Source organism: Actinoalloteichus spitiensis RMV-1378 (assembly GCF_000239155.1).
Classification (GTDB): Bacteria; Actinomycetota; Actinomycetes; order Mycobacteriales; family Pseudonocardiaceae; genus Actinoalloteichus_B; species Actinoalloteichus_B spitiensis.
On record NZ_AGVX02000180.1, the window covers coordinates 1 to 21,468 of the forward strand.

General features: G+C 73.0%; 19 protein-coding genes. 11 read left to right on the forward strand and 8 right to left on the reverse strand.

Annotated features, from left to right (window positions below; all coding sequences use genetic code 11):
• On the forward strand, positions 1–3,127 hold a 3,127-nt coding region (locus tag ACTIDRAF_RS27990), incomplete at its 5' end, for an ATP-binding protein (RefSeq protein ID WP_016698466.1).
• On the opposite strand, the gene ACTIDRAF_RS0209315 is transcribed toward ACTIDRAF_RS27990, so the two are convergent.
• The 6 genes from ACTIDRAF_RS0209315 to ACTIDRAF_RS0209340 form a co-directional block, all read right to left on the reverse strand.
• Entirely contained in the window at positions 3,114–3,923 is an 810-nt protein-coding gene (locus ACTIDRAF_RS0209315; RefSeq protein ID WP_016698467.1) for an ABC transporter permease, read from the reverse strand. The genes ACTIDRAF_RS27990 and ACTIDRAF_RS0209315 overlap by 14 nt on opposite strands.
• Positions 3,920–4,906, reverse strand: coding sequence for a daunorubicin resistance protein DrrA family ABC transporter ATP-binding protein (locus tag ACTIDRAF_RS0209320; protein ID WP_016698468.1), 987 nt, complete (start codon positions 4,904–4,906; stop codon positions 3,920–3,922). The genes ACTIDRAF_RS0209315 and ACTIDRAF_RS0209320 overlap by 4 nt, the downstream gene beginning before the upstream one ends.
• Positions 4,907–5,274: 368 nt before the next feature.
• Positions 5,275–6,105 carry an SIR2 family NAD-dependent protein deacylase gene (locus tag ACTIDRAF_RS0209325; protein WP_016698469.1) on the reverse strand — a complete coding sequence of 277 codons (831 nt, stop codon included), beginning with the start codon at positions 6,103–6,105 and terminating at the stop codon, positions 5,275–5,277.
• Entirely contained in the window at positions 6,102–6,419 is a 318-nt protein-coding gene (locus tag ACTIDRAF_RS0209330) for an antibiotic biosynthesis monooxygenase family protein (protein ID WP_016698470.1), read from the reverse strand. Before ACTIDRAF_RS0209330 ends, ACTIDRAF_RS0209325 begins: the two co-directional genes overlap by 4 nt.
• Before the next feature lie 85 nt (positions 6,420–6,504).
• Positions 6,505–7,032: a 2'-5' RNA ligase family protein gene (locus ACTIDRAF_RS0209335; RefSeq protein WP_026065929.1), complete on the reverse strand. Its 528-nt coding sequence runs from the start codon at positions 7,030–7,032 to the stop codon at positions 6,505–6,507.
• 135 nt (positions 7,033–7,167) lie between these two features.
• Positions 7,168–8,052, reverse strand: a complete 885-nt coding sequence (locus tag ACTIDRAF_RS0209340; protein ID WP_016698472.1) for an HhH-GPD family protein — start codon at positions 8,050–8,052, stop codon at positions 7,168–7,170.
• Positions 8,053–8,260: 208 nt separating this feature from the next.
• On the opposite strand from ACTIDRAF_RS0209340, the gene ACTIDRAF_RS27995 reads away from it, so the two are divergent.
• The gene (locus ACTIDRAF_RS27995; RefSeq protein ID WP_016698473.1) at positions 8,261–9,007 is read left to right on the forward strand and encodes a hypothetical protein; all 747 of its coding nucleotides are present in this window, start codon (positions 8,261–8,263) and stop codon (positions 9,005–9,007) included.
• A gap of 211 nt (positions 9,008–9,218) precedes the next feature.
• Positions 9,219–11,459, forward strand: coding sequence for an Ig-like domain-containing protein (locus ACTIDRAF_RS0209350; protein ID WP_016698474.1), 2,241 nt, complete (start codon positions 9,219–9,221; stop codon positions 11,457–11,459).
• 51 nt (positions 11,460–11,510) lie between these two features.
• On the opposite strand, the gene radA is transcribed toward ACTIDRAF_RS0209350, so the two are convergent.
• Both radA and ACTIDRAF_RS28000 read right to left on the reverse strand, forming a co-directional pair.
• Entirely contained in the window at positions 11,511–12,905 is a 1,395-nt protein-coding gene (radA, locus tag ACTIDRAF_RS0209355; protein WP_016698475.1) for a DNA repair protein RadA, read from the reverse strand.
• Positions 12,906–13,057: 152 nt separating this feature from the next.
• Positions 13,058–13,732 carry a copper chaperone PCu(A)C domain-containing protein gene (locus ACTIDRAF_RS28000; RefSeq protein WP_157162943.1) on the reverse strand — a complete coding sequence of 225 codons (675 nt, stop codon included), beginning with the start codon at positions 13,730–13,732 and terminating at the stop codon, positions 13,058–13,060.
• A gap of 296 nt (positions 13,733–14,028) precedes the next feature.
• Here ACTIDRAF_RS28000 and ACTIDRAF_RS0209365 point away from each other — a divergent pair, with 296 nt between their 5' ends.
• From ACTIDRAF_RS0209365 to ACTIDRAF_RS0209400, 8 genes are all read left to right on the forward strand, one after another.
• Positions 14,029–14,517: a CarD family transcriptional regulator gene (locus ACTIDRAF_RS0209365; protein WP_016698477.1), complete on the forward strand. Its 489-nt coding sequence runs from the start codon at positions 14,029–14,031 to the stop codon at positions 14,515–14,517.
• Positions 14,518–14,711: 194 nt separating this feature from the next.
• A complete protein-coding gene (ispD, locus tag ACTIDRAF_RS0209370; RefSeq protein WP_016698478.1) occupies positions 14,712–15,494 on the forward strand; it encodes a 2-C-methyl-D-erythritol 4-phosphate cytidylyltransferase in 783 nt (260 codons plus the stop codon).
• Positions 15,487–15,969 (forward strand): 2-C-methyl-D-erythritol 2,4-cyclodiphosphate synthase, encoded by a 483-nt coding sequence (gene ispF, locus ACTIDRAF_RS0209375; protein WP_016698479.1) that lies wholly within the window; start codon positions 15,487–15,489, stop codon positions 15,967–15,969. The genes ispD and ispF overlap by 8 nt, the downstream gene beginning before the upstream one ends.
• Positions 15,970–16,077: 108 nt before the next feature.
• Positions 16,078–16,779: an HAD family hydrolase gene (locus ACTIDRAF_RS0209380; protein ID WP_026065930.1), complete on the forward strand. Its 702-nt coding sequence runs from the start codon at positions 16,078–16,080 to the stop codon at positions 16,777–16,779.
• A 135-nt stretch (positions 16,780–16,914) separates the two neighbouring features.
• Complete coding sequence (gene cysS / locus ACTIDRAF_RS0209385) at positions 16,915–18,336, forward strand: cysteine--tRNA ligase (protein ID WP_016698481.1); 1,422 nt, start codon at positions 16,915–16,917, stop codon at positions 18,334–18,336.
• Positions 18,336–19,295 carry a 23S rRNA (guanosine(2251)-2'-O)-methyltransferase RlmB gene (gene rlmB / locus ACTIDRAF_RS0209390; RefSeq protein ID WP_026065931.1) on the forward strand — a complete coding sequence of 320 codons (960 nt, stop codon included), beginning with the start codon at positions 18,336–18,338 and terminating at the stop codon, positions 19,293–19,295. The genes cysS and rlmB overlap by 1 nt, the downstream gene beginning before the upstream one ends.
• Positions 19,296–19,334: 39 nt before the next feature.
• On the forward strand, positions 19,335–20,768 hold the full coding sequence (locus ACTIDRAF_RS0209395; RefSeq protein ID WP_016698483.1) for an MBOAT family O-acyltransferase: 1,434 nt from the start codon (positions 19,335–19,337) through the stop codon (positions 20,766–20,768).
• A 210-nt stretch (positions 20,769–20,978) separates the two neighbouring features.
• Positions 20,979–21,407, forward strand: coding sequence for a hypothetical protein (locus ACTIDRAF_RS0209400; protein ID WP_083886187.1), 429 nt, complete (start codon positions 20,979–20,981; stop codon positions 21,405–21,407).
• The last annotated feature ends 61 nt before the right edge of the window (positions 21,408–21,468 follow it).

The following is a 21,468-nucleotide window of genomic DNA, read 5'->3' on the forward strand; positions in this document are numbered from 1 at the left end:
CGGGGCGGCGGAGGCACTCCGGTCGGCGGCAGCCGGCTACCGGCTCGACCTGGACCCCGCCGACGTGGACGTCCTCGGTGTCGAACAGCTCGCCGTCCGGGGCCGGGCGGAGGCCAGGGCCGGGGAGACGGCCGCGGCCGCCCGGAGTCTCACCGAAGCGCTGAGGCGTTGGCGCGGCCGACCCCTGGCCGACCTCCCGCCGCTGCCGTTCGTCGAGGAGGCCCGGCACCGGCTGGTCGAGAGCCACCTCACCCTCACCGAGGACTGGGCCGAGGCCCGGTTCGCCCTCGGGGATCTCGCCGAGGTGGTGGACAGGCTGGAGCCGCTGGCTCGTGAGTGGCCACTGCGCGAGCGGCTGGCGGGCGTGCTCATCGAGGCCCTCGCGGCGGTCGGCCGGCTGGCCGACGCCCTCGCCGCCTACGACCGCCTCCGCCGCACCCTCGCCGAGGAGCTCGGAGTCGACCCCGCACCCGCCCTGCGGAGCCTGCACCTCCGCCTGCTGAGGGCGAACCGCCCCGGCGGCGGGACCGCCGGAGCCCACCCCCCGCCAACCGCGGAGGAGCCGTCCTCCCCGCGCCCACCCGAGGCACGGCGGTGGCGTGGTGGGCCGCGCGCGCCCGTCACGAGCTTCGTCGGGCGGGAGGCCGAGCTCGGCGTCGCCCTCGGGCTCCTCGACCGGTCCAGGCTCGTCACCCTCGTCGGGCCGGGCGGTGCGGGGAAGACACGGATGGCGACGGAGCTCGTCGGAGCGCTCGGCGCTCCAGGCTCCTCCTCGGGCCCGGACGGCCGGGGAGACCCTGGCGAGGTCGTCTTCGTGGAACTCGCCCCGGTGGGCAACCCGGCCGAGTTGATGGACGCCCTGGTCTACGCCCTCGACGTCCGCAGGACCGCGTTGTTGCCCGCGCAGGCGGGCTGGCGGCAACCCATCGTCGAACTGGTCGACGTGCTCGCCAGCCGGCCGTCGTTGCTGGTGCTGGACAACTGCGAGCACCTGGTCGACGCGGTCGCCCCGCTCGTCGCGGACCTGCTCGCCCGGTGCCCCCAGCTCCGGGTGCTCGCCACCAGCAGGGAAGCCCTGGTCGTGCCCGGCGAGGCCCTGTGCCAGATCGGATCCCTCGGCCTTCCGCCCGACAGGGCGGGCGACGCCGAGATCCGCCAGGCGCCGGCGGTCCGGCTCTTCGCCGACCGGGCAGCGGCCGTGTCGCACGGGTTCCGCCTGACCGACGAGAACGTCGAGGTGGTCGCTGACGTGTGCCGCCGGCTCGACGGCCTCCCGCTGCCGATCGAACTCGCCGCCGCCAGGCTGCGGTCGATGACCCTCCGCCAACTCGTCGACCGGTTGGACGACCGGTTCCGCCTGCTCGCCGCCGGCGCCCGCTCCGCGTTACCCCGGCACCGCACGCTGCGCGCCGTCGTGGAGTGGAGCTGGGATCTGCTACTGCCGCCGGAGCGGGTGCTGGCCCGGCGGCTCGCGGTGTTCGCCAACTCCGCCACCGTCGAGTCGGTCACGGAGATCTGCGCCAGCGAGGACCTGCCAGCCGAGGACATCTTCTACCTGCTCACCTCGCTGGTGGACAAGTCGCTGGTCGACATCGTCGACGACCACGCCGGGCGCAGCCGGTACCGGATGTTGGAGACGGTCCGCGCCTACGCGGCGGAGCGGTTGCGCGAGGCCGGGGAGGACCGGCGGCTGCGGGCGGCGCACGCCGAGCACCACCTCCGCCTCGCCCAGTGGGCCGACGGCCTGCTGCGGGGCCAGGACCAGCTCACGGCGATCGCGACGATCCACGCCGAACACGACAACCTGCACGCGGCGCTCCGCTGGGCGGTGGAGACACGCGAGGCGGGTCTCGCGCTCGAGTTCGGCACCGCCCTGAGCTGGTACTGGTGGCTCTTCGCCCACGAGACGGAGGCCGCCGCCCGGGTGGCGGAGATCCTCCGGGTCGTCGAGGAGACGGGTAACGAGCAGACGCCCGCCGCCCGCGCGGCGCTCCACGCGATCCACGCCGTCCTCCGGACGACGTTCACCGACACGGCGGGGTTCGACTGGGCCGGGCTGCACCGGGCCTGCCGGGAGACGGAGGCGATGCTGCGCTACCCCGTCCTGGCCATGATCGAGCTGACGCTCGCCCTCTACGCCGGGCGGCCGGAGGCGGCACGGGCGAGCATGGCGAGCGCTTCCGCTTCACCGGATCCCTGGGCACGGGCCATCAGCCAGCTGAACCGGCTGTTGCTGCTGGAGATCGAGGGGCGGTTCGAGGACATCAGAGGGGCGATCGACGAGGTGGTGCGGGCCCTCACCGCCGTCGGTGACCGCTGGGGAACCAGCCGGGCGTTGTTCACCCAGCTCGTCCAGCAGTCCCTCGAAGGGGACCACGAAGCGGTGCTGCGCACCGGCGAGGACATCCTGGCGCTGGTCACGGAACTCGGCGCTGAGCCCGACATCGTCCACGTGCGGCAGTGCATGGCCCAGGAGAAGGTTCGCGCCGGCCAGCTCGACGAGGGGGAACGGGAGATCCGCGAGCAGCTGCACGCCTCGCTCCGGGCTGGACGTCCCAGCCTGGAACCCGGAGCGCGCTGTCTGCTCGCGCAGGTGCACCGCTACCGGGGACACCACGTCCAGGCGCGGGAGGAACTGGCGATGGCCAGGGAGCGGTTGCGGGGCCAGCGGCACGAGCTCTCCCAGCAGTTCCACGGCCTGGTGCTGCTCGAGGAGGCGATGCTGGAGCTGCGGGAGGGCAGGCTGACCGCGGCCAGGGCCGCCGCCGACGAGGTGCTGACCCGCTTCTCCCGCCCCTACGAACTCCCGATCGTCTCCCTCGCCGCCGAGGTCCACGCCGACGTGGCGCTGCAGGCCGGCGATCCGGAGGGAGCCGCCCGGCTGCTGGGGGTGTCGCACGCGCTGCGGGGAACCCTGGACGAGGGCAATCCCGACCTGCGCCGCGTGCGGGACGGGGTGCGGGCCGCGTTGTCGGACGACGAGTGGCGGCACCACTTCTGGTCGACCGCCAGCCTCAGCCAGGCGGAGGCCGAGGAGGTGCTCCGGAGGGCCAGGAGGCCGGGCCCGCTGCCCGACGCTCCCAGCCCCGGACCCGGGGAGGCCCGGCCGTTGCTCAGCCCTGGCTGAGGCGCCGCCGGTAGGCCCAGGACGCGGCGGGGAACAACACCAGCAGCAGGCCGGCCATCCACAGCAGCGATGCCACCAACGGCCCGGCGACCTCCCCGCCGATCATCAGCCCGCGAGCGGTGTCCGACAGCTGGGTGATGGGGCTGATGTTCACCCACGCCTGGAGCCACCCGGGCATGGTCTCGGTGGGCGCGAAGATGTTGCTGCCGAACATCAGCGGCCAGATCACGACCATCGACATGCCCATCACGGCCTGCGGGCTGCGGACCAGCATCGCGAGCAGCACCGACAGCCAGCAGATCGACAGGCCGAACGCGATGACCAGCAGTGCCGCGAGCAGCACCGAGACCGGGTCGGTGGTCGCGCGGAAACCGAGCAGCATCCCGAACCCCAGCAGCACGGCGAGCGAGACCGCGTACCGGACGATGTCCCCGAGCACCGCGCCCACCAGCGGGGCGGACCGGGCGATCGGCAGGCTGCGGAACCGGTCGAACACTCCCTTGGAGATGTCCTGGCTCAACGCGAACCCGGTCCCGAGGCTGGCGGTCAGGGCGATCATGACCATCAACCCGGGCAGGACCAGCTGGAGGTAGGCGTCCGTGCTCCCCGCGATCGCCCCACCGAAGAGGTAGACGAACATCAGCAGCATCAGGATCGGCTGGAGGGTGACGTCGAGCAGGGTTTCCGGCGACCGCCGGATCTTGCCGACGCTGCGACCGGCGAGGACCAGGCCATGCCTGACCATGTTCCCGGGACGGGAGCCGGAACGGGCGGGGGCCACGGCAGCGGTGCTCATGCCAGACTTCCTTCCTTCGCCGGGGCCGCGGTGGGCCGTTCCTCGGTGTCGGTCGTCCTCCCGGTCAGCGCCAGGAACACGTCGTCGAGGCTCGGCAGGCGCAGCGCCAGCTCGTCGGCGACGACCCCGGCGGCGTCGAGCCTGCGGACCAGCGTGGACAGCACGACGGGGTCCTCCACCGGCACGGTGAGGAGGTTGCTCTCCTCGTCACGGTGCGGTGCCCGGCCGACCAGCTCGGTCAGGATGCCGGCGACGGTGTCCATGTCGACAGGCAGGCTCGTGCGTACCTGGAGCGACTGGCCCCCCGTCCTCCGTTTGAGTTCGTCCGCCCGCCCCTCGGCGACCACCCGGCCCTGGTCGATGACGGTGATGCGGTCGGCCAGCCGGTCGGCCTCCTCCAGGTACTGCGTGGTCAACAGCACCGTCACCCCCTCGTCCGCCAGCGACCGGACCAGCGACCAGACCTGGTTGCGGCTGTGCGGGTCGAGACCGGTGGTCGGTTCGTCCAGGAAGAGCACCTGGGGACGACCGACCAGGCTCGCCGCGAGGTCGAGCCGCCGGCGCATCCCCCCCGAGTAGCCCTTGGCGGGCCGCCCACCGGCATCGGACAGCTCGAACTGGTCCAGCAGCTCCTTCGCCCGGGCCCGTGCCGAGCGCCGGCTCATGTTCAACAGGCGTCCGATGAGAGCGAGGTTCTCCAGCCCGGTCATCTCCTCGTCGAGCGCCGCGTACTGCCCGGTGAGGCCGATGATCTCCCGGACGCTGACCGGTTGCCGGCTGACGTCGAAGCCCCCGACCGACGCCCGCCCCCCGTCCAGGCGGAGCAGGGTCGCGAGGATCCGGACCGCGGTCGTCTTGCCCGCGCCGTTCGGGCCCAACACGCCGGCGATGCTGCCGGCGGGCACCGCCAGGTCGACCCCTGCGAGGGCGGTGTGCTCCCGGTACCGCTTCACCAGGCCTTCGGCCTGGATCGCATACGACATGCTTTCCTCCCCTTGGGTGTTCGTCCGCCACGATGCCCCCAGGCGCTGACGGATCGCGCACAGCCCGCTGTCACCGTCCTTCCCCGGACCGAGCGAGCGACGACCACGCTGGCCGTCACCTAGTTGGGTGACGGCTTCAGGAGCAGGCGAGCGGGAGGCGGTGACTCGGGGTAAGCGGAACGGGACCACGGTCCCCGCCCCCGCGCGGTGGTGCGGCGCACCGGGGCGGTGCACGCAGGCTACCCGGGCGCCAGCCCTGACCGCCGCTGCGCGACGGGAACGCCGGCCGTGACGGGGCCGCTCGGCTGGCGGCGCGGGGCGGGCAGGACAGGACGTCCCGGGAGGGGACGGGGCCGGGGGACGCTCCCTCACCCCAGGAGGTCGTCGAGCGCCAGGAGGGTCTCGAGGGCCGGACCCGGCAGGGACACACCCCGGCCGTGCCGCACCTCCGCCTCCCTGGGGTTGACGCGCACCAGGGCGCCATCCGCCGCGCTGGCGAGTTCGGCCTGACGCCGAACGGTCGGAACGGCGGTGCCCGCGCCGACCTCCACGACGACGAGCCGGGCGCGGCGGAGCTCGCGCCGCCACCGCACGTACTCGGACATCACCGCCTCGGTCCGGGTGCCGAGCCAGGCGCCGTCACCGAACATCAGGATGTTCGGGCGGGCCACCGCGCCGCACCGAGGGCAGGTCGGGAGCGGGGACGACGCTCGCATCGTCTCCGCGTCCACGGTGAGCCGCACATCGTCCGCCGGCCACACGTGCGGCCCGCACGGGACACCGCACTGGAGGTGGTGGATCGAGCCGTGGCACTCGACGACCTCGTCCGCCGGGAAACCGGCCCGCTGGAACTGCCCGTCGACGTTGGAGGTGAAGACCCGGACGCCCCCGAGCAGGTCCGCGCCCCAGGACCGCAGCACGCCGAACCCCGCGTGCGGCAGGGTCGAGCGGTACAGGTCCAGGCGATGACCGTAGAAGCCCCACGCGAGTTCCGGGTCGGCGTCGAAGTGGACCGGGTCGGCCAGCTCGACGAAGCTCAAACCGAGGCGGCGGTAGGGCGGGTAGGCGCGCCAGAACCCCTCGTCACCCCGGAAGTCCGGGAGGCCGGAATCCACGCCGATGCCGGCCCCCGCGCAGACCAGCAGCGCCTCGGCACCGCGCAGGAGCTCGGCGGCGCGGTGCAGGTCGTCCTGGTTCATCCCTGCCCGGAGGAGGGTTCCACGTGCTGGACCACCTCGAACTCCAGGAGGTCCGCCCCGCTCGCGACCGGCTTGGCCCGTTCCCCGGCATGCGCCGCCTTCGCCGGCCCCCCGGCCCAGGCCTGGAAGTCCTCCTCCGTCTCCCACCGGGTGTAGACGAAGTACCTGGTGTCCCCGCTGACCGGGCGGAGCAGTTCGAAGCCGAGGAAACCGGGAGCCTTCTCGACCGCGCCGGCCCTGGCCGCGAACCGCTTCTCCAGCTCCGGGCCGGCACCCTCGGGGACCTCGATCGCGTTGATCTTCACGACTGCCATGCCACGACCGTACCCGGGGTTGCTGGTCGGCGGCGCCGGATCTCCGGGCTCGGTGGGCGCTCCCGCGGCGTCCGGCGCCCGCCCGTCACCTCGTGAGGAGCGTCGATACCTTTCCGCTGACGGTGTCGACGATCCCCACCCCGCTGATCCTGGCGTGGATCGCGGGCACCGGGCGTAGGGCCGCGAACCCCGTCACCAGCTGGTCGCCGGTGATCCCCATCGCCAGTGTGCAGTGCGGGACCCACGAACCGGGCAGGTAGTACGCGGAGGGCTGCTTCACGCCACCGGCGAGCACGTCGTGGACGGCGGAGTGCACCGCGAGCAGTTCGACGTCCACCATCGCGCCGAGCATGAGCACGTCCTCGCTGGTCGTGAAGGTTCCCACCGTGTGCAGCCACAGGTCGGGCAGGTGGATCCGGTTCAGTTCCCTGGCGAGTTCCCGTCGGACCGGCCCTGGGAAGCCGGCCCCCATCGCAAGGGTCAGGTGCGGCCGGTGCTGCCCGTGGCCCAGCCGCGCGAGACTGGGCACCCCGGCGCGTTCCAGCCGTTCCCACAACACCCGGATGGCCCGTTCGGCCTCGTCGTCGAAGTAGAACACCAGTGCCTCCGCCACGAGCCGCAGTGTGCCCCGACGGGGGCGGCCCCCGGGGGCTGGGTCGGTGAACTCACCCGAACGGCGAGGGAACCGACCTGGTGACGGCGCGGTCGCCCGGCCGGGACCCTGCGGTGACCGACGGGGCGGGCGTTCTCAGTGTTCGCCCGGCAGCGCGAACAGGCCCTCGTCGGTCTGTTCCACCAGCCCGTCGACGAGCAGGCTGTCCAGGCAGCGGTCCCGTTGGCCCGCGTCCGCCCACACCAGGTCCAGCCGGTGACGCTCCACCGGGCGGTCGGACCCGCGCACCACGTCCAGCAGCAGACCCCGCACCTGGCGGTCGGTTCCCGCGAACCGCTGCACCGCCTTCGCCGGCCCGGTGTAGGCGGGGCGACCGGCCCGCTGCCAGGCGCAGTCCGAGAGGACGGGGCAGTCGGCGCACTTCGGCGACCGCGCGGTGCACACGATCGCCCCCAACTCCATCAACGCCGCCGAGTACCGGGCCGCCCTCGCCTCGGCGGTGGGAAGCAGCGCCGCCACGTCGGCCAGGTCCCGCGTGGTCGACGGCGGGCCGGCGTCGGCCGCGCCGTGCACCGCCCTGGCGACCACCCGCCGGACGTTGGTGTCGACGACGGGCGTGCGCCGACCGTAGGCGAACGCGGCGACCGCCCGCGCCGTGTACGCCCCGATCCCGGGCAACCCCAGCAGGACGTCCACGTCCGAGGGCACGACGTCGTCGTGCCGGTCCGCGATCTCGGTCGCCGCGGCGTGCAGCCGCAACGCTCGCCGGGGGTAGCCGAGCCTGCCCCAGGCGCGGACGACCTCGCCCTGGGTCTCGGCGGCCAGGTCCGACGGCCGTGGCCAGCGCGCCATCCAGCTGAGCCACACGGGTTCCACCCGGGAGACCGGTGTCTGCTGGAGCATGATCTCGCTCACCAGCACGCCCCACGCGCTCGTGTCCGGATCACGCCAGGGCAGGTCCCTGGCGTGGACGTCGAACCAGGCGAGGACGGTGTCCGGCGACAGCTCTTGGCTTCTCATGGCGGTCTGATCCTGGCAGTGCCCCGGCCCGGGGAGGACGGGGGGTGGTCATCCGCACGGGCACCAGCGCGGAGCCGGTGCCCGACGGGCACCCCGTGGCCGAACCAGGGTTGAGTTCGACCACCCCGAAAACGGGTCAGACGACACGCGTGGGCGAACGAACGGCCATTGCTCCACCTGGAGTAGTGATCGGGTTACCGTCGGACGCGTGATCCACCCGACCGGCCCCCTGCCCCCCACCGTGTACTGGCGTCGTCGCCTGGTCGCGCTCGGTGGCGCAGTCCTGGTCGTGGTCCTGGCGCTCTGGGCGGTCGCCGCCGCCTCCGGCGGCGAGGACACCGACCGGGCCGCGTCGCACGAGCGGGACCCGGCGAAGGCCGCTGGCGACGTCCCCCGCCCCGGGACCGCCGGCCCCACCACGGCGGCCAGCACCAGCCCCCCGCCCAGCCGCTCCACCGACCCCGGGGACGAGCGGGAGGGCGACGCGTCCGGCACCGCCCGTCCCGGGACCGGGACCAGCGCGATAGCGGCGTCCTCCTCGCCCCCGCCCGGACCCCCGCCCGTGTGCCCGGACGAGGCGATCTCCGTGCGCGCGGAGAGCTCCGGGCCCGAGCACCGGGTCGGTCAACGGCCGGTCCTCGGGCTGCTCGTCGCCAACGAGGGGACCGTGCCGTGCGCGCGGGACGTCAACCGGGAGCTCCGCGAACTGACCGTCACCACGGCGGACCAGCGCACGGTCCTGTGGTCCAGCAACCACTGCTACTCCGCGAACCAGCCCGAGGTCCCCGTGCTCGACCCCGGTGAGGAGCTGAGGTTCGAGATCACCTGGGCGGGACGGACATCGGAACCGGGTTGTCCCCCTGACCGGCACCAGGTGCCGGCGGGCGACTACCTCCTGGTCCCCCGCCTGGGGGAGCTCGTGGGCGACCCGGTCCCGTTCCGGCTCCTGCCATGACCCCAGGCTCCCGCCGCCGCCTCCGCCCACTCGCGAACCGCACATAACTCCGCAGGTCACGGCGTTGTGTGCTTTTCGCATGCGAAAGCTAACGAGCCGAACACCGTTCAGCGTCTTTTCGCTCCCCACGCCGGTCGCGCACCGCCACCCGCGCTAGCTTCGCGATTATGTCGCCCAACCGGGGAAACGCCCCTGAACCGGGCCGGACGCGGTGAGAGCGAGAAGCGGCTTCACCGCCCGGCTGCTCGTCCTCCTGACCGCCGCGTCCCTCGGGGCGGCGACCACGATCGACGAGCCGGTCGCGCGCGCGGGCGAGAGCGAACCGACGGTCCTCGCCACCGAGGGCACGACGGCGACGACGAGGGCGCGCGAGCAGGCGGCCAGCTACCCGGCCGGGCTGGCCGAGGCGATCCGCCGGGACCTGGACACCGACCCCCGGTCCTACGCGTTGAACGCCGGGCGCGCGGCCGCGGCGGCGGAGATCGCTGACGACCTGCGGGACGCACTCGGTGACCAGTTCGGCGGCGCCTGGTTCGACCCGGACGACGGTGGGCTGAACGTGGCGGTCACCAGCCAGGCCGCAGCCGAAACCGCGCGGGCGGCCGGAGCGCGGACGCACCTGCGGGGGCTGGACGTGCGCAGGCTGGCCGAGGCCGCCGACCGCGTCCGGGACTGGGTGAGCGGACTGCCCTCGGCCCAGGAGGCACTGGTCCACGCCGTCGGCGTCAGCTCCAGGACCAGCAGCGTCGAGCTCACCGTCGTCGACAGCCCGGCCGGGCGGGAGCTCGCGGCCCGGGCACCCGAGGACGACGTCCGGGTCGGCGTCAGGTACGCCGATCACCGGCCCCACCCCCAGCTCGACCTGTTCGGGTGGGAGGGCATCACCGCCCGCCGGGAGGACGGCGGCCCCGGGCGGCCCTGCTCGCTCGGGTTCAACGCGCTCGACGCCGGAGGCCGCGCCACCTCCCTCACCGCCGGCCACTGCGGGCACGGCAACGCCCGGCAGGTCAGGAGCCAACGGGACGACAGCCTGATCGGCGTCTTCGAGGCCGTCTTCTGGGACAGCATCACCGGAGGCGGGCACGGCCACGACCACGCCGTGGTCCGCATCACCGACCCGAGGTACCCGATGCGACCCGGGGTCACCGACGCGCGAGGTGACACCCTGCCCGTGGAGACGGTCGCCGCACCCATCGAGGGCATGCCGGTGTGCGTGGTCGGTCAGGCGTCCGGATGGGAGTGCGGCACCATCGACGCGGTGGAGGTGGACGTCCGGGTGGACGACTTCGCCGGGGGGCGCCACCACCAGCTGACCTTCCGGCACGACGCCTGCACCGCCTCCGGCGACAGCGGCGCTCCGGTCCTGTCCGGGACGGCGGCCGTCGGTCTGCACTCCGCCGGCTCGACCACACCCGGCGACCACGGCTGTGCCGCCGGCGGGGTGACGAGCACCGCCGGCTACGCCCAGCCCCTGGCGACCAACGTCCTGCCGGCGCACGGCGACGAGCTGCGCATCCTGACGACCGCCGACGACAGCGACGGGGACGGGGTCCCGGACCACATCGAGCTCGCCGACGACCCCACCGAGGTCCGCGACGAGAACGGCGACGGCGTCCCCGCCTACCTCGATCCGGACGAACCCCAGCTCAGGACCCCGGTCGTCACGTTCCCGGAAGACGGATCCCGGCACACCGACCGGCTGCTGCCCCTGATCGGCACGGCGAAGCCCGGCGCCGAGGTGACCGTCGAGCACCGGGGGAGCCGGACGACCACGGTCGCGGAAGCGGACGGGTCGTGGCGCATCGACGCGGAGGAGGAACTGCCACTCGGCCGGTACGAACTGGCCGTCTCCCAGTTCTGGACCGCCCCCAACGGGACCGAGTGGCAGTCCGGCCTCGTCATGACCTCCTTCGTGGTCTCACCGCCGGAACCCGAGATCAGCGCGCCGGTCACCGGCTGGCAGACCACCGACAACCGCCCGGTGATCGCCGGCACCGGCACGCCCGGAGCCGACGTGTCCGTCTCGGTGGACGGGCACGTCGTGGGCGTCGCCACCGTCGGCCGCGACGGGCACTGGTCGGTCACACCCGTCGAACCGCTGCCGGACGGCACGAGGACGGTGAGCGTCGAACAGGAGGTGGACAGCGTGCTGTCCCAACCCACCACCGGCACGCTCACCGTGGTGGGGCCGGGGAACGCGCCGCCCCCGGAGGACCACGCCGCCCCCGGAGGGTCCGCGGCGGCCCAGTACGCCGAACCCCGGGCCGTGGAGGGGACGCAGGGCGCCGGCGACCAACCCCACCGCTTCGTCGACCACGCCTCCGACGGTGGGGACGGCGGGCTGCTGCGGTTCCTCCCGCTGCTCACCGTCGCCGCCCTGGCCCTCGCGGTGGGGTCCGGGCTTACCTTCGGACGCCGGCGGCGCGAGGGCGAGGACAACGCCGAGGGCTGAGCCGGGGTCGCCGAGGCGCCGGCCCGGCCCGGCACGCCGCGCACACCGCCGTCAGCCCTGCGCCGCGTCCCGGAGCGCCGCCAGCGCCGCACCGAGGTGGGGCACCTCGGTGACCGCGACATCCTCCGGAACCCGCCCCGAGTCGGGCGGCACCAGGGCCCGCCGGAAGCCGAGCCGCCCGGCCTCGGCCAGTCGCCGCCCCAGCCCCGTGACCCGGCGGACCTCCCCGGCCAGTCCGACCTCACCCAGCACCACGAGGTCGGAGGGCAGGGCGACATCGGCCTTGGCCGAGGCCACGGCCAGCGCGAGCGCCAGGTCCGCCGCCGGTTCGGTCACCTTCATCCCACCCACCGTGGCGGTGAAGACGTCGGCGTCGCCGAGCCGGACCCGGCCGCGCCGTTCCAGGACGGCGAGGATCATCGACACCCGAGCGGAGTCCAGTCCGCTGACCGCCCGACGGGGGGTGGCCAGCGTGGAGGCGGCGACCAGGGCCTGGACCTCGGCGAGCAACGGCCGTTTGCCCTCCACGACGACGGTGACGGCCGTGCCCGGCACCGTGACCTCGCGGTCGCTGAGGAACAGGCCGGACGGGTCGGGCAGGCCGATGATGCCGTCGTCCCGCAGTTCGAAGCAGCCGACCTCGTCCGCCGCCCCGAACCGGTTCTTCACCCCCCGGATCATCCGCAGCGTCGAGTGGCGGTCGCCCTCGAAGTGCAGCACGACGTCGACCAGGTGCTCCAGCACCCGGGGACCGGCCACGGACCCGTCCTTGGTCACGTGGCCGACGAGGACCACCGGGACCCCCCGTTCCTTGGCCATCGCCGTCAGCGCCACCGTGACGGCCCGGACCTGGGTCATCCCACCCGGGCTGCCGTCAGCCTCCGGAGACTGCATCGTCTGGACCGAGTCGACGATGAGCAGTCCGGGGCGCACCGCCTCGACGTGCCCGAGAACGGCCGACAGGTCGCTCTCGGCGCCGAGGTAGAGCCGGTGGTGCAGGCTGTTGGTGCGTTCCGCCCTGAGCCGCACCTGACCGGCGGACTCCTCGCCGGTGACGTACAGGGCGGGCTCGTCGGAGTTCGCGGCCCACTGGTGGGCCACCTCAAGCAGGAGCGTGGACTTCCCGACGCCCGGTTCCCCGGCGAGCAGCACGACCGCCCCGGGGACAAGGCCACCGCCCAGGACACGGTCGAGCTCCGGAACCCCGCTGGGGCGGGCCCTGCTCGACTCGACGTCGACCTCGACGATCGGTCTCGCCGGCGTCGAGGGTGCCCCGGCGGCGAGACGGCCCGCCCCGCTCACTCCGCTCGTGCGAGCGGCGGGCATCTCGCCGATGCTGCCCCAGGCCTGGCACTCGGGGCACCGTCCCAGCCACTTGGCCACCTCGTGGCCGCACTCGGCGCACCGGTGCCGGGGGCGGGAGGCCCTGGTGTTCTTGGTCGCCACGACCTGCAAGGTAGGACAGCCACCCGACGGACCCGGCCACGGGAGGGTGCCGCACCCCAGAGCGGCGGGCCCGCGCCGACCTCCGCTCCAGGGATCGCACGGCCCCGGCCGTCACACCGCCAGGCGCGGACCAGCCGGCGGTGGGGGAGGGCTCAGTCGCCCCGGACGGCCGGCTCCGGGTCCTCGCCCACGGGTACCTGGAGGCTCAGCGGCCCGGCGTTCTCGAACTCGAACACCAGTTCCACGTTCACCCCCGGGTGGACCTCGTTGTGCAGGCCGACGAGGGTGAGGGAGAACACGCCGATGTCGGCGGCGTCCTGGCCCGACTGGGCGGCGTCCGTCTCCGGGGCCGGCTGGGTCAGCTCACCGGCCTCGGGTTCCCCGGCGCCGGGAACCGCCAGTTCGGACTCCGCGCCCAGGCCCGTCGCGACCAGCTTGGTGCCGGCCGGCAGCGTGGTGTCGCCCTCGACCGTCACCGACTCCGCGGACGGGGACGTCACCGACAGCAGGGTGTCGGCGTCGGTGCCCCGGTTGACGATCGTGACCGAGACCGGGGCGTCCGATCCCGCCGGGTAGGCGGGCGGGTCCTGCTCGGTGGGGAAGGTCAGCTTGGCGTCGCGGACCGCGATCGTCCCCGCGTCCGCGTCGGCGCCCGCGATCACGGGCACCTGCGAGCTGGTCTGGGTGATCTGGCCGGCGCTGCACCCGGTGAGCAGCAGGGCCGCGCCCAGGCCGAACGCGGCGGGGAGCATGCCGACGCGACGCGTGCGGGACGGGAGCGTCCTGCCGGCGCCTCCGACTCCTGGTGCCTTCGGTGCGCCTGTCACGTGCGGTCCTCCCTCTGACCGGGACTGCGGTGCATGTCCGTGGCGGTAGCTGACGTGTCGGCAGCCTATCCAAGGCCCACCGGTCACTCACAACCAGATCCCAACAGGGGCGCGCGTCCACCCGTTCGGTGTGCCAGCCTAGATCAACAGGTGGGGAAAGGGGCGTCACATGCATGGCGGTCGGGGATTTGTCAACCCCGCGCACGGCCCCTGACCTGCAACAAGGGTTCGCTGGCTGCTCGGGGTCAGCTTGTGTCCCGTGTTAAGATGGGCGAAGCGAAAGGGGCAGAGGACACATGGTTTTCAAGGTCGGAGAGACCGTCGTCTACCCGCACCACGGTGCCGCTCTCATCGAAGCAATCGAAACCCGAGTAATTCAGGGCGAGGAGAAGCAGTACCTCGTTCTCAAGGTAGCCCAGGGCGACCTCACGGTGCGCGTCCCCGCCGACAACGCCGAAATCGTCGGTGTGCGGGACGTCGTGGGGCAGGAAGGGCTGAACCGGGTGTTCGAGGTGCTGCGTGCTCCGCACACCGAGGAGCCGACCAACTGGTCCCGGCGGTACAAGGCCAACCTGGAGAAGCTCGCGTCCGGCGACGTGAACAAGGTTGCCGAAGTGGTGCGTGATCTGTGGCGGCGCGAGAAGGACCGGGGCCTGTCGGCCGGCGAGAAGCGCATGTTGGCCAAGGCGCGGCAGATACTGGTCAGTGAGCTGGCTCTCGCCGAGGGCACTGACGAAGGCAAGGCGGAGACGCTGCTCGACGAGGTCCTCGCGACCGCTTCCTGAACCCCCACGGACCTCCGCGACGTCGGATCCGTTCCGCGACCGGGAACGGGGGCCGGCCGACGCGCCGGCTCCCGCGTTGCGGGAGGGGCTCGACGTACCGGCCGTCCGCCGCCGGTCGGTGGCGGAGCCGCGTGCGGCGGGCTTTCTGTGGAGTCGTTGCTAGTGGAAGAACGCGTCAAGGGACGGCGGTCGTCGTGAGCGTCGTCGCACTGGTGCCCGCCGCGGGACACGGCGTCCGGCTGGGTGCTGGCCGCCCGAAAGCCCTGGTGGTCGTCGCCGGGGAACCCCTGCTGGTCAGGGCGGTCCGCGCCCTGGTCGAGTCCGGTTGTGTGGACCGGGTCGTCGTCGCGGCACCCGAACACCAGCTGAGCGAGGTGTCCGACCTGCTCGCGCCGTTCGGGCGGGCGGTGGACGTCGTCGCGGGAGGCGGGACCCGGTCCGATTCGGTCCGGTTGGCGCTGGGCGCCGCGCTCACTGCCCTGCCGGACACCAGCGTGGTCCTGGTCCACGATGCCGCGCGGGCGTTCATGCCGACCTCGGTGATTCGGTCGGTGGTCGACACGGTCCGGGCCGGGGCCGGAGCCGTCACCCCGGTGCTGCCGCTCGCGGACACCGTGAAGGAGGTCGACGCCACCGGCTTCGTCCGCCACACCCCCGACCGCTCCCTGCTGAGGCTGACCCAGACCCCGCAGGCCTTCGCGGTCGACGTGCTGCTGCGGGCGCACGGCCTCGCCGCTCGCGCCACCCAGGGGGAGGCACCCGAAGGCGCGTCCCGCTCGGGGCGGTTCGTCGCCGGGCCGGGCGCGACCGACGACGCCGGCCTGGTCGAGCGCCGTGGCGAGAAGGTGCTCACCGTCCCCGGGCACCCCCACGGGTTCAAGATCACTACTCCCCTCGACCTGGTGGTCGCCGAGGCCCTCGCCGAGGCGACCGGGGGAGACCACGCACCAGAACGGAGCGCGACCAGCGGTGAGTGACCTGCTGCCCCGGGTGGGCCTCGGCACCGACGTCCACCCGGTGCTCCCCGGCCGGCCCTGCTGGATCGCCGGTCTCCTGTGGGAGGGGGTCGACGGCTGCGCGGGCCACTCGGACGGCGACGTGGCCGCGCACGCGCTCTGCGACGCCGTCCTCTCCGCCGCCGGGCTCGGAGACCTCGGCGCCGTGTTCGGCACCGACTCCGAGCGCTGGGCCGGAGCCCACGGCGTCGAGTTCCTGGCGGAGGCGAGGTCCCTGGCGGCCGGTGCGGGTTTCCGACTCGGCAACGCGGCCGTGCAGGTGATCGGCAACGCTCCCCGCGTCGGCCCCCGCCGGGCGGAGGCCCAACGGGTGCTCTCCGAGGCGGTGGGTGGTCCGGTGAGCGTCACCGGGACCACCACTGACGGCCTCGGCCTGACCGGGAGGGGCGAGGGCATCGCGGCGATCGCCACCGCGCTGCTGGTCCCCGAGCGGTGAACGGCGCCGCGGCCCTGGGGAGCGAACGCGGGATTCGGCCAGGTTCGGCCGTGGGACGGCCGTGACAGGAGCGTGACCGCCGCCCGCCGCCGGCTTAGGGTGGGTGACATGGCGATCGACGGGGTGCTCTTCGACTTCTCGGGAACCTTGTTCCGGTTGGAGCAGGACGGGTCCTGGTTCGACGGTTCGATCGGGGACCCCGGGCTGATCATGGACTCGGCGGCGCAGGACCGCCTGCTGCGCGCGTTGATCGCCCCGACGGGCCCCGGAGCAGGCCTGCCCGCCGGTCTCCAACACGCCTGGGAACGGCGGGACCTCGAACCGGAGCTGCACCGACTGGTCTACGTGGAGATCATGCGCGGTGCCGGGGTCTCCACCGCCCACGCGGAGCACGTGTACGAGCTGATGCTCGACCCGGCCCACTGGCGCCCCTACCCGGACACCGAGGTCGTACTGCGCGCCCTGCACGACCGGGGGACCAAGGTGGCGGTGGTCAGCAACATCGCGTGGGACATCCGCGCCTCCTTCGCCCGGCTCGGCGTGGCGGACCTGGTGGACGCCTACGTGCTCTCCTACGTCGAGAACGCGGCGAAACCGGACCTCCGCCTGTTCCGCACCGCCTGTGACCGGCTGGGCCTGCCCGCCGGGCGGACGCTGATGATCGGGGACAGCGAGGAGGCGGACGGCGCCGCCGCCGCCCTGGGCTGCGACTTCCAGCTCGTGGAACCGCTTCCGGTCGCCGAACGGCCGGACGCCCTGCTGCGGGCGCTGCGTGACCGGGGTCTCCTTGACGAGACCGTCGTCGCCTAGGCGATCATGACGGCGGCGGGCCGCCCGGGACGGCACCCGGAGCTCGCCCGCCCCGCTCCGGCCCGCCCCCACCGAGCGGGTGCCCACCGCGCCCCGTGACCGGCTTCCGGGCGTTGCTTCCGTACCATCTCGGCTGTGAGCCTGCGCCTGCACGACACCGGCACCCGCACGACCAGGGAGTTCCGTCCCCTCACCGAGGGGGCCGTGTCGATGTACGTCTGTGGGGCCACGGTGCAGGGCACACCCCACATCGGCCACCTCCGCAGCGGGCTGAACTTCGACGTGCTGCGCCGCTGGCTGGAGGCGGGCGGCTACCGGGTGACGATGGTGCGCAACGTCACCGACATCGACGACAAGGTGCTGCGCAAGGCCGAGGCGGCCGGCGTTCCGTGGTGGGAGTGGGCCGCCAGGAACGAACGCGCCTTCCAGGACGCCTACGACACCCTCAACTGCCTCCGACCCGCCATCGAACCGAGGGCGACCGGCCACGTCACGCAGATGATCGAGCTGATGGAACGGCTGATCGAGCGCGGCCACGCCTACGCCGCGGCCGGAGACGTCTACTTCTCGGTCACCAGCTGCCCCGACTACGGTGCGCTGTCAGGTCAACGGCTGGACGAGATGCAGCAGGGCGAGACCGCGGCCGAGGGCAAGCGGGACCCCCGCGACTTCACCCTGTGGAAGGCCGCCAAGCCCGGTGAACCCTCGTGGCCCACCCCCTGGGGTCCCGGCCGGCCCGGCTGGCACCTGGAGTGCTCCGCCATGGCCACCTACTACCTCGGGGCCCAGTTCGACATCCACGGCGGCGGCACCGACCTGGTCTTCCCGCACCACGAGAACGAGCTGGCCCAGTCGACGGCGGCCGGCGACCCCTTCGCGCGGTACTGGCTGCACAACAACTGGGTGACCCTGGGCGGGGAGAAGATGTCCAAGTCACTGGGCAATACCCTCGCCGTCCCCGTCCTCCTCGAGCAGGTGCGGGCACCGGAACTGCGCTACTACCTGCTGACCGCCCACTACCGCTCCACCCTGGAGTTCCAGCACGAGGCCCTGCGGGAGGCGGCCACCGCCTACCAGCGCATCGAGACCTTCGTCCGCCGCGCGGTGCGCGCCGCCGGGCAGCTCGACCCCGCCCTCGCCGCCGACGCCCTGCCACGGCAGCGCGGCGAGTTCGCCGAGGCGATGGACGACGACCTCAACGTGCCGAAGGCGTTGGCGATCATCCACAACCAGGTCCGGCACGGCAACCAGCTGCGCTCCGAGGGCGAATCCGAACGGCAGGCCCTCGCGGAGCAGGCCGGGGCAGTACGCTGGATGTTGCAGGTGCTCGGGCTTGATCCTCTCGACCCCCGGTGGGGCAACGCCGAGGCCTCGGAACTCCCGGCGACGGCCGCGCTGGACGCGCTGGTCGGACAGCTGCTCGCCGAGCGGCAGCGCAGCCGGGAGGAGCGTGACTTCGCCACCGCCGACGCGATCAGGGACCGACTGCTGGCCGTCGGCGTGGCTGTCGAGGACGGACCGGACGGACCGGTCTGGACGTTGAAGGGCACCAACTGATGGCAGGCAACTCCCAGCGCCGTGGCGCGATGCGCAAGCCGGGCACCAAGAAGGGCGCGGTGGTCGGCTCCGGCGGGCAGCGGCGCAAGGGGCTGGAGGGCAAGGGCCCGACTCCGCCCGCCGTGATGCGCCCCAACCACCCCGCCAAGAAGCGGGCGGACGCCGCGAAGCGTCAGGAAGCGGCCCGGCAGCAACGCGCGAGGGCCGCGAGCAACCAGCCGGAGACGATCGCGGGCCGCAACCCGGTGGCGGAGTGCCTGCGCGCGGGTGTTCCCGCGACGGCGCTCTACGTCGCGCTGGGGATCGACGCCGACGACCGGGTCAGGGACGCGGTCGGTCGGGCCGCTGAGCGGGGCATCTCGGTGCTGGAGGTCGCTCGCACCGAGCTGGACAAGATCACTCAGGGCGCCCTGCACCAGGGGCTCGCGCTCCAGGTGCCGCCGTTCGACTACGCCCACCCCGACGACCTGCTCACCGCCGCCCAGGACACCGGGCTCCCCCCGCTGCTGGTCGCGTTGGACGGTGTCACCGACCCGAGGAACCTCGGCGCGGTCATCCGCTCCGCCGCCGCCTTCGGGGCGCACGGCGTGGTCATCCCGCAGCGCCGCAGTGCGGGGATGACGGCCGTGGCCTGGCGCACCAGTGCCGGCACCGCCGCCCGCATCCCCGTCGCGATGGCGACCAACCTGACCAGGACCCTCAAGGACTGGGCGAAGCAGGGACTCATGGTCGTGGGGCTGGACGCGGACGGGTCGGTCGAGCTCGACGACCTGAGCCTGGCCACCGACCCGCTGGTGGTCGTGGTCGGATCCGAGGGCCGGGGGCTGTCCCGGCTGGTCCGGGAGAACTGCGACGCCACCGTGTCGATCCCGATGGCCGCCGGCGTGGAGTCGCTGAACGCCTCCGTCGCGGCCGGCGTGCTCCTCGCGGAGGTCGCCCGGCGCCGCCGGCTGCGCTGACCCCACTCCTCCCGGCCACGGCACAGACCTGGGGGAGTCATGTCGTTCGCCAGCCCGCTCTTTCTCTGGTACTTCATGCCCGCCGTCCTCGCGGTGCTGCTCATCGCGCCCCGAGGATGGCGCAACGGCGTCGTCGCCGTCGCCAGCCTGCTGTTCTACGCGAGCGGGGCCGGTGGCACGACGCTGTTGCTGTTGGTCTGCATCGCGGTGAACTACCTGGTCGCGCCCGCCCTCGAACCGGACGAGTGGGACCTGGGGCGCGCCAGGAAGCGGTGGATGCTGATCGGCGTCATCACGCTGAACGTGTCCATCCTGTTCGTGTGGAAGTACGCCGGGTTCCTCACCGAGCAGGCCGCGGTGCTCGCCGGGTGGTTCGGCCTGGAAACCCCGGTGGTCGAGCTGGCCCTGCCCATCGGCATCTCCTTCTACACCTTCCACCACATCTCGTACGTGGTCGACATCTACCGGGGTGAGCGGCGGGCACTGCGGGACCCGGTGTCGTTCGTCACCTACATTTCGATGTTCCCGCAGCTGGTGGCGGGGCCAATCGTGCGCTACCACGAGATCGCCGACCAGCTCCCGCAGCGGCGCACCCACCGGCTCGACGACATCGCGGCGGGCTTACCCCGGTTCGCGCTCGGCCTCACCAAGAAGGCCGTGGTCGCGGACTCCCTCGCCCCTGTCGCCGCCGCCTGTTTCGCCACGCCGGCCGAGGAGATGACCTTCGCCGTCGCGTGGCTCGGAGCGATCACCTACACGCTCCAGCTGTACTTCGACTTCTCCGGCTACTCGGACATGGCCATCGGCCTGGCCCGGATGCTCGGGTTCCGGCTGCCGGAGAACTTCGCCCGGCCCTACTCCTCGGTGACCGTCACCGAGTTCTGGCGCCGCTGGCACATGTCGCTCTCCCGGTGGTTCCGCGACTACGTCTACATCCCCCTCGGGGGGAACAGGGGTGGCAAGCGGAAGACCTACCGCAACCTGTGGATCATCTTCCTGCTCACCGGGGTCTGGCACGGCGCGAACTGGACCTTCGTCGTGTGGGGCCTGTTCCACGGCGCGTTGCTGGTCGCCGAACGAGCCCTGGGCTGGGACCGGGGCCCCGGCGGGACGGCCGCACTCGTTGGCCGCCGGATCCTGACCATGCTCCTCGTGACGGCGGGCTGGGTCGTGTTCCGGGCACCCGACCTCGCGTCAGCGCTCAACGTGCTGGGCAACATGGTCCTGCCGGACCTGTCCGGGCTCACCTACGACGTGGAGTCGGCGCTCAGCAACCAACGGCTGTTGATCCTGGTGCTGGCCGCCACCGTGTTCCTGCTGCCCGGCCGGAGCGTGACCGGCCCCTACCTGGAGTCGGCCCGCACCCGGCCAGCGGCGGTGCTGCGCGTCGCCGTCGTCACCGCCGGCCTCTGCTACGCGGCCATCCTCGTCGCCACCGGCACCTTCAGCCCCTTCCTCTACTACCAGTTCTGATCCTGGGCGGGTTCATCCCCCGGTTGCCCGGGTGTCCGTACGCAGCGTCTCGCCTTTCTGGGCGGCGGTCCGGGATCTCGAGGGGATTCGTGCGCCCTCCATCCGGCCGGACGGGTTGGGCCGACGGTGGGTAGCGTGGCTCGAACGGCCGGATTGCCGGTGCCGGTGTTGGTAGTTTCGGCCGTGGCGGTGCTTGTGGAGGGAGATCTGATGTACATCGAGGATGGCGGTGGGGGCACGCAGCCAGCGGCCATGCCCGAGACCGGCAAGATGATGGGCAGCATCGGACGGTTCAGCGCGGCCGCTGCCGCCGGCAAGGTGTCGATCGACCCGGAGAGCGCCGAATCGATGGCGAACAAGATCGACGCGATAGCCGTAAGAGCGAAGGACCGGCGGAACCGAGTCCGCACGCTGGATCAGCACGTCCCCCTCGGTTCGAGCCCGGTGGCCCTGCAGATGTCCGCGCAGACCAAGCTCAGCGCGGCCGGGACGCCGCAGTCCGCTGCGGAGAATCTCGAGCTGTACATCGAGGCGTTGACGGAGTTGGCGGCGGCCATCCGAGCCAGTGCCCGGCGTACTCAGGCCGCGGATGAACAGACCGCAGCCGGGTTCCACCGGCTGGGAGAGGATGGGGCATGAGGCGCAGGGGTGTGGGTGTGTGGGGAGCAGCCCTGGGGCTGGTGGTGTTGGTGTCTGCCTG

Excerpts from the sequence above, each read along its gene's own strand:
- ACTIDRAF_RS0209315 (WP_016698467.1), bottom strand. The coding sequence starts at position 3,923 with ATGAGCACCGCTGCCGTGGCCCCCGCCCGTTCCGGCTCCCGTCCCGGG.
- ACTIDRAF_RS0209320 (WP_016698468.1), bottom strand. The coding sequence starts at position 4,906 with ATGTCGTATGCGATCCAGGCCGAAGGCCTGGTGAAGCGGTACCGGGAG.
- ACTIDRAF_RS0209325 (WP_016698469.1), bottom strand. The coding sequence starts at position 6,105 with ATGAACCAGGACGACCTGCACCGCGCCGCCGAGCTCCTGCGCGGTGCC.
- ACTIDRAF_RS0209330 (WP_016698470.1), bottom strand. The coding sequence starts at position 6,419 with ATGGCAGTCGTGAAGATCAACGCGATCGAGGTCCCCGAGGGTGCCGGC.
- ACTIDRAF_RS0209340 (WP_016698472.1), bottom strand. The coding sequence starts at position 8,052 with ATGAGAAGCCAAGAGCTGTCGCCGGACACCGTCCTCGCCTGGTTCGAC.
- ACTIDRAF_RS0209365 (WP_016698477.1), top strand. The coding sequence starts at position 14,029 with ATGGTTTTCAAGGTCGGAGAGACCGTCGTCTACCCGCACCACGGTGCC.
- ACTIDRAF_RS0209380 (WP_026065930.1), top strand. The coding sequence starts at position 16,078 with ATGGCGATCGACGGGGTGCTCTTCGACTTCTCGGGAACCTTGTTCCGG.
- rlmB (WP_026065931.1), top strand. The coding sequence starts at position 18,336 with ATGGCAGGCAACTCCCAGCGCCGTGGCGCGATGCGCAAGCCGGGCACC.
- ACTIDRAF_RS0209395 (WP_016698483.1), top strand. The coding sequence starts at position 19,335 with ATGTCGTTCGCCAGCCCGCTCTTTCTCTGGTACTTCATGCCCGCCGTC.
- ACTIDRAF_RS0209400 (WP_083886187.1), top strand. The coding sequence starts at position 20,979 with ATGTACATCGAGGATGGCGGTGGGGGCACGCAGCCAGCGGCCATGCCC.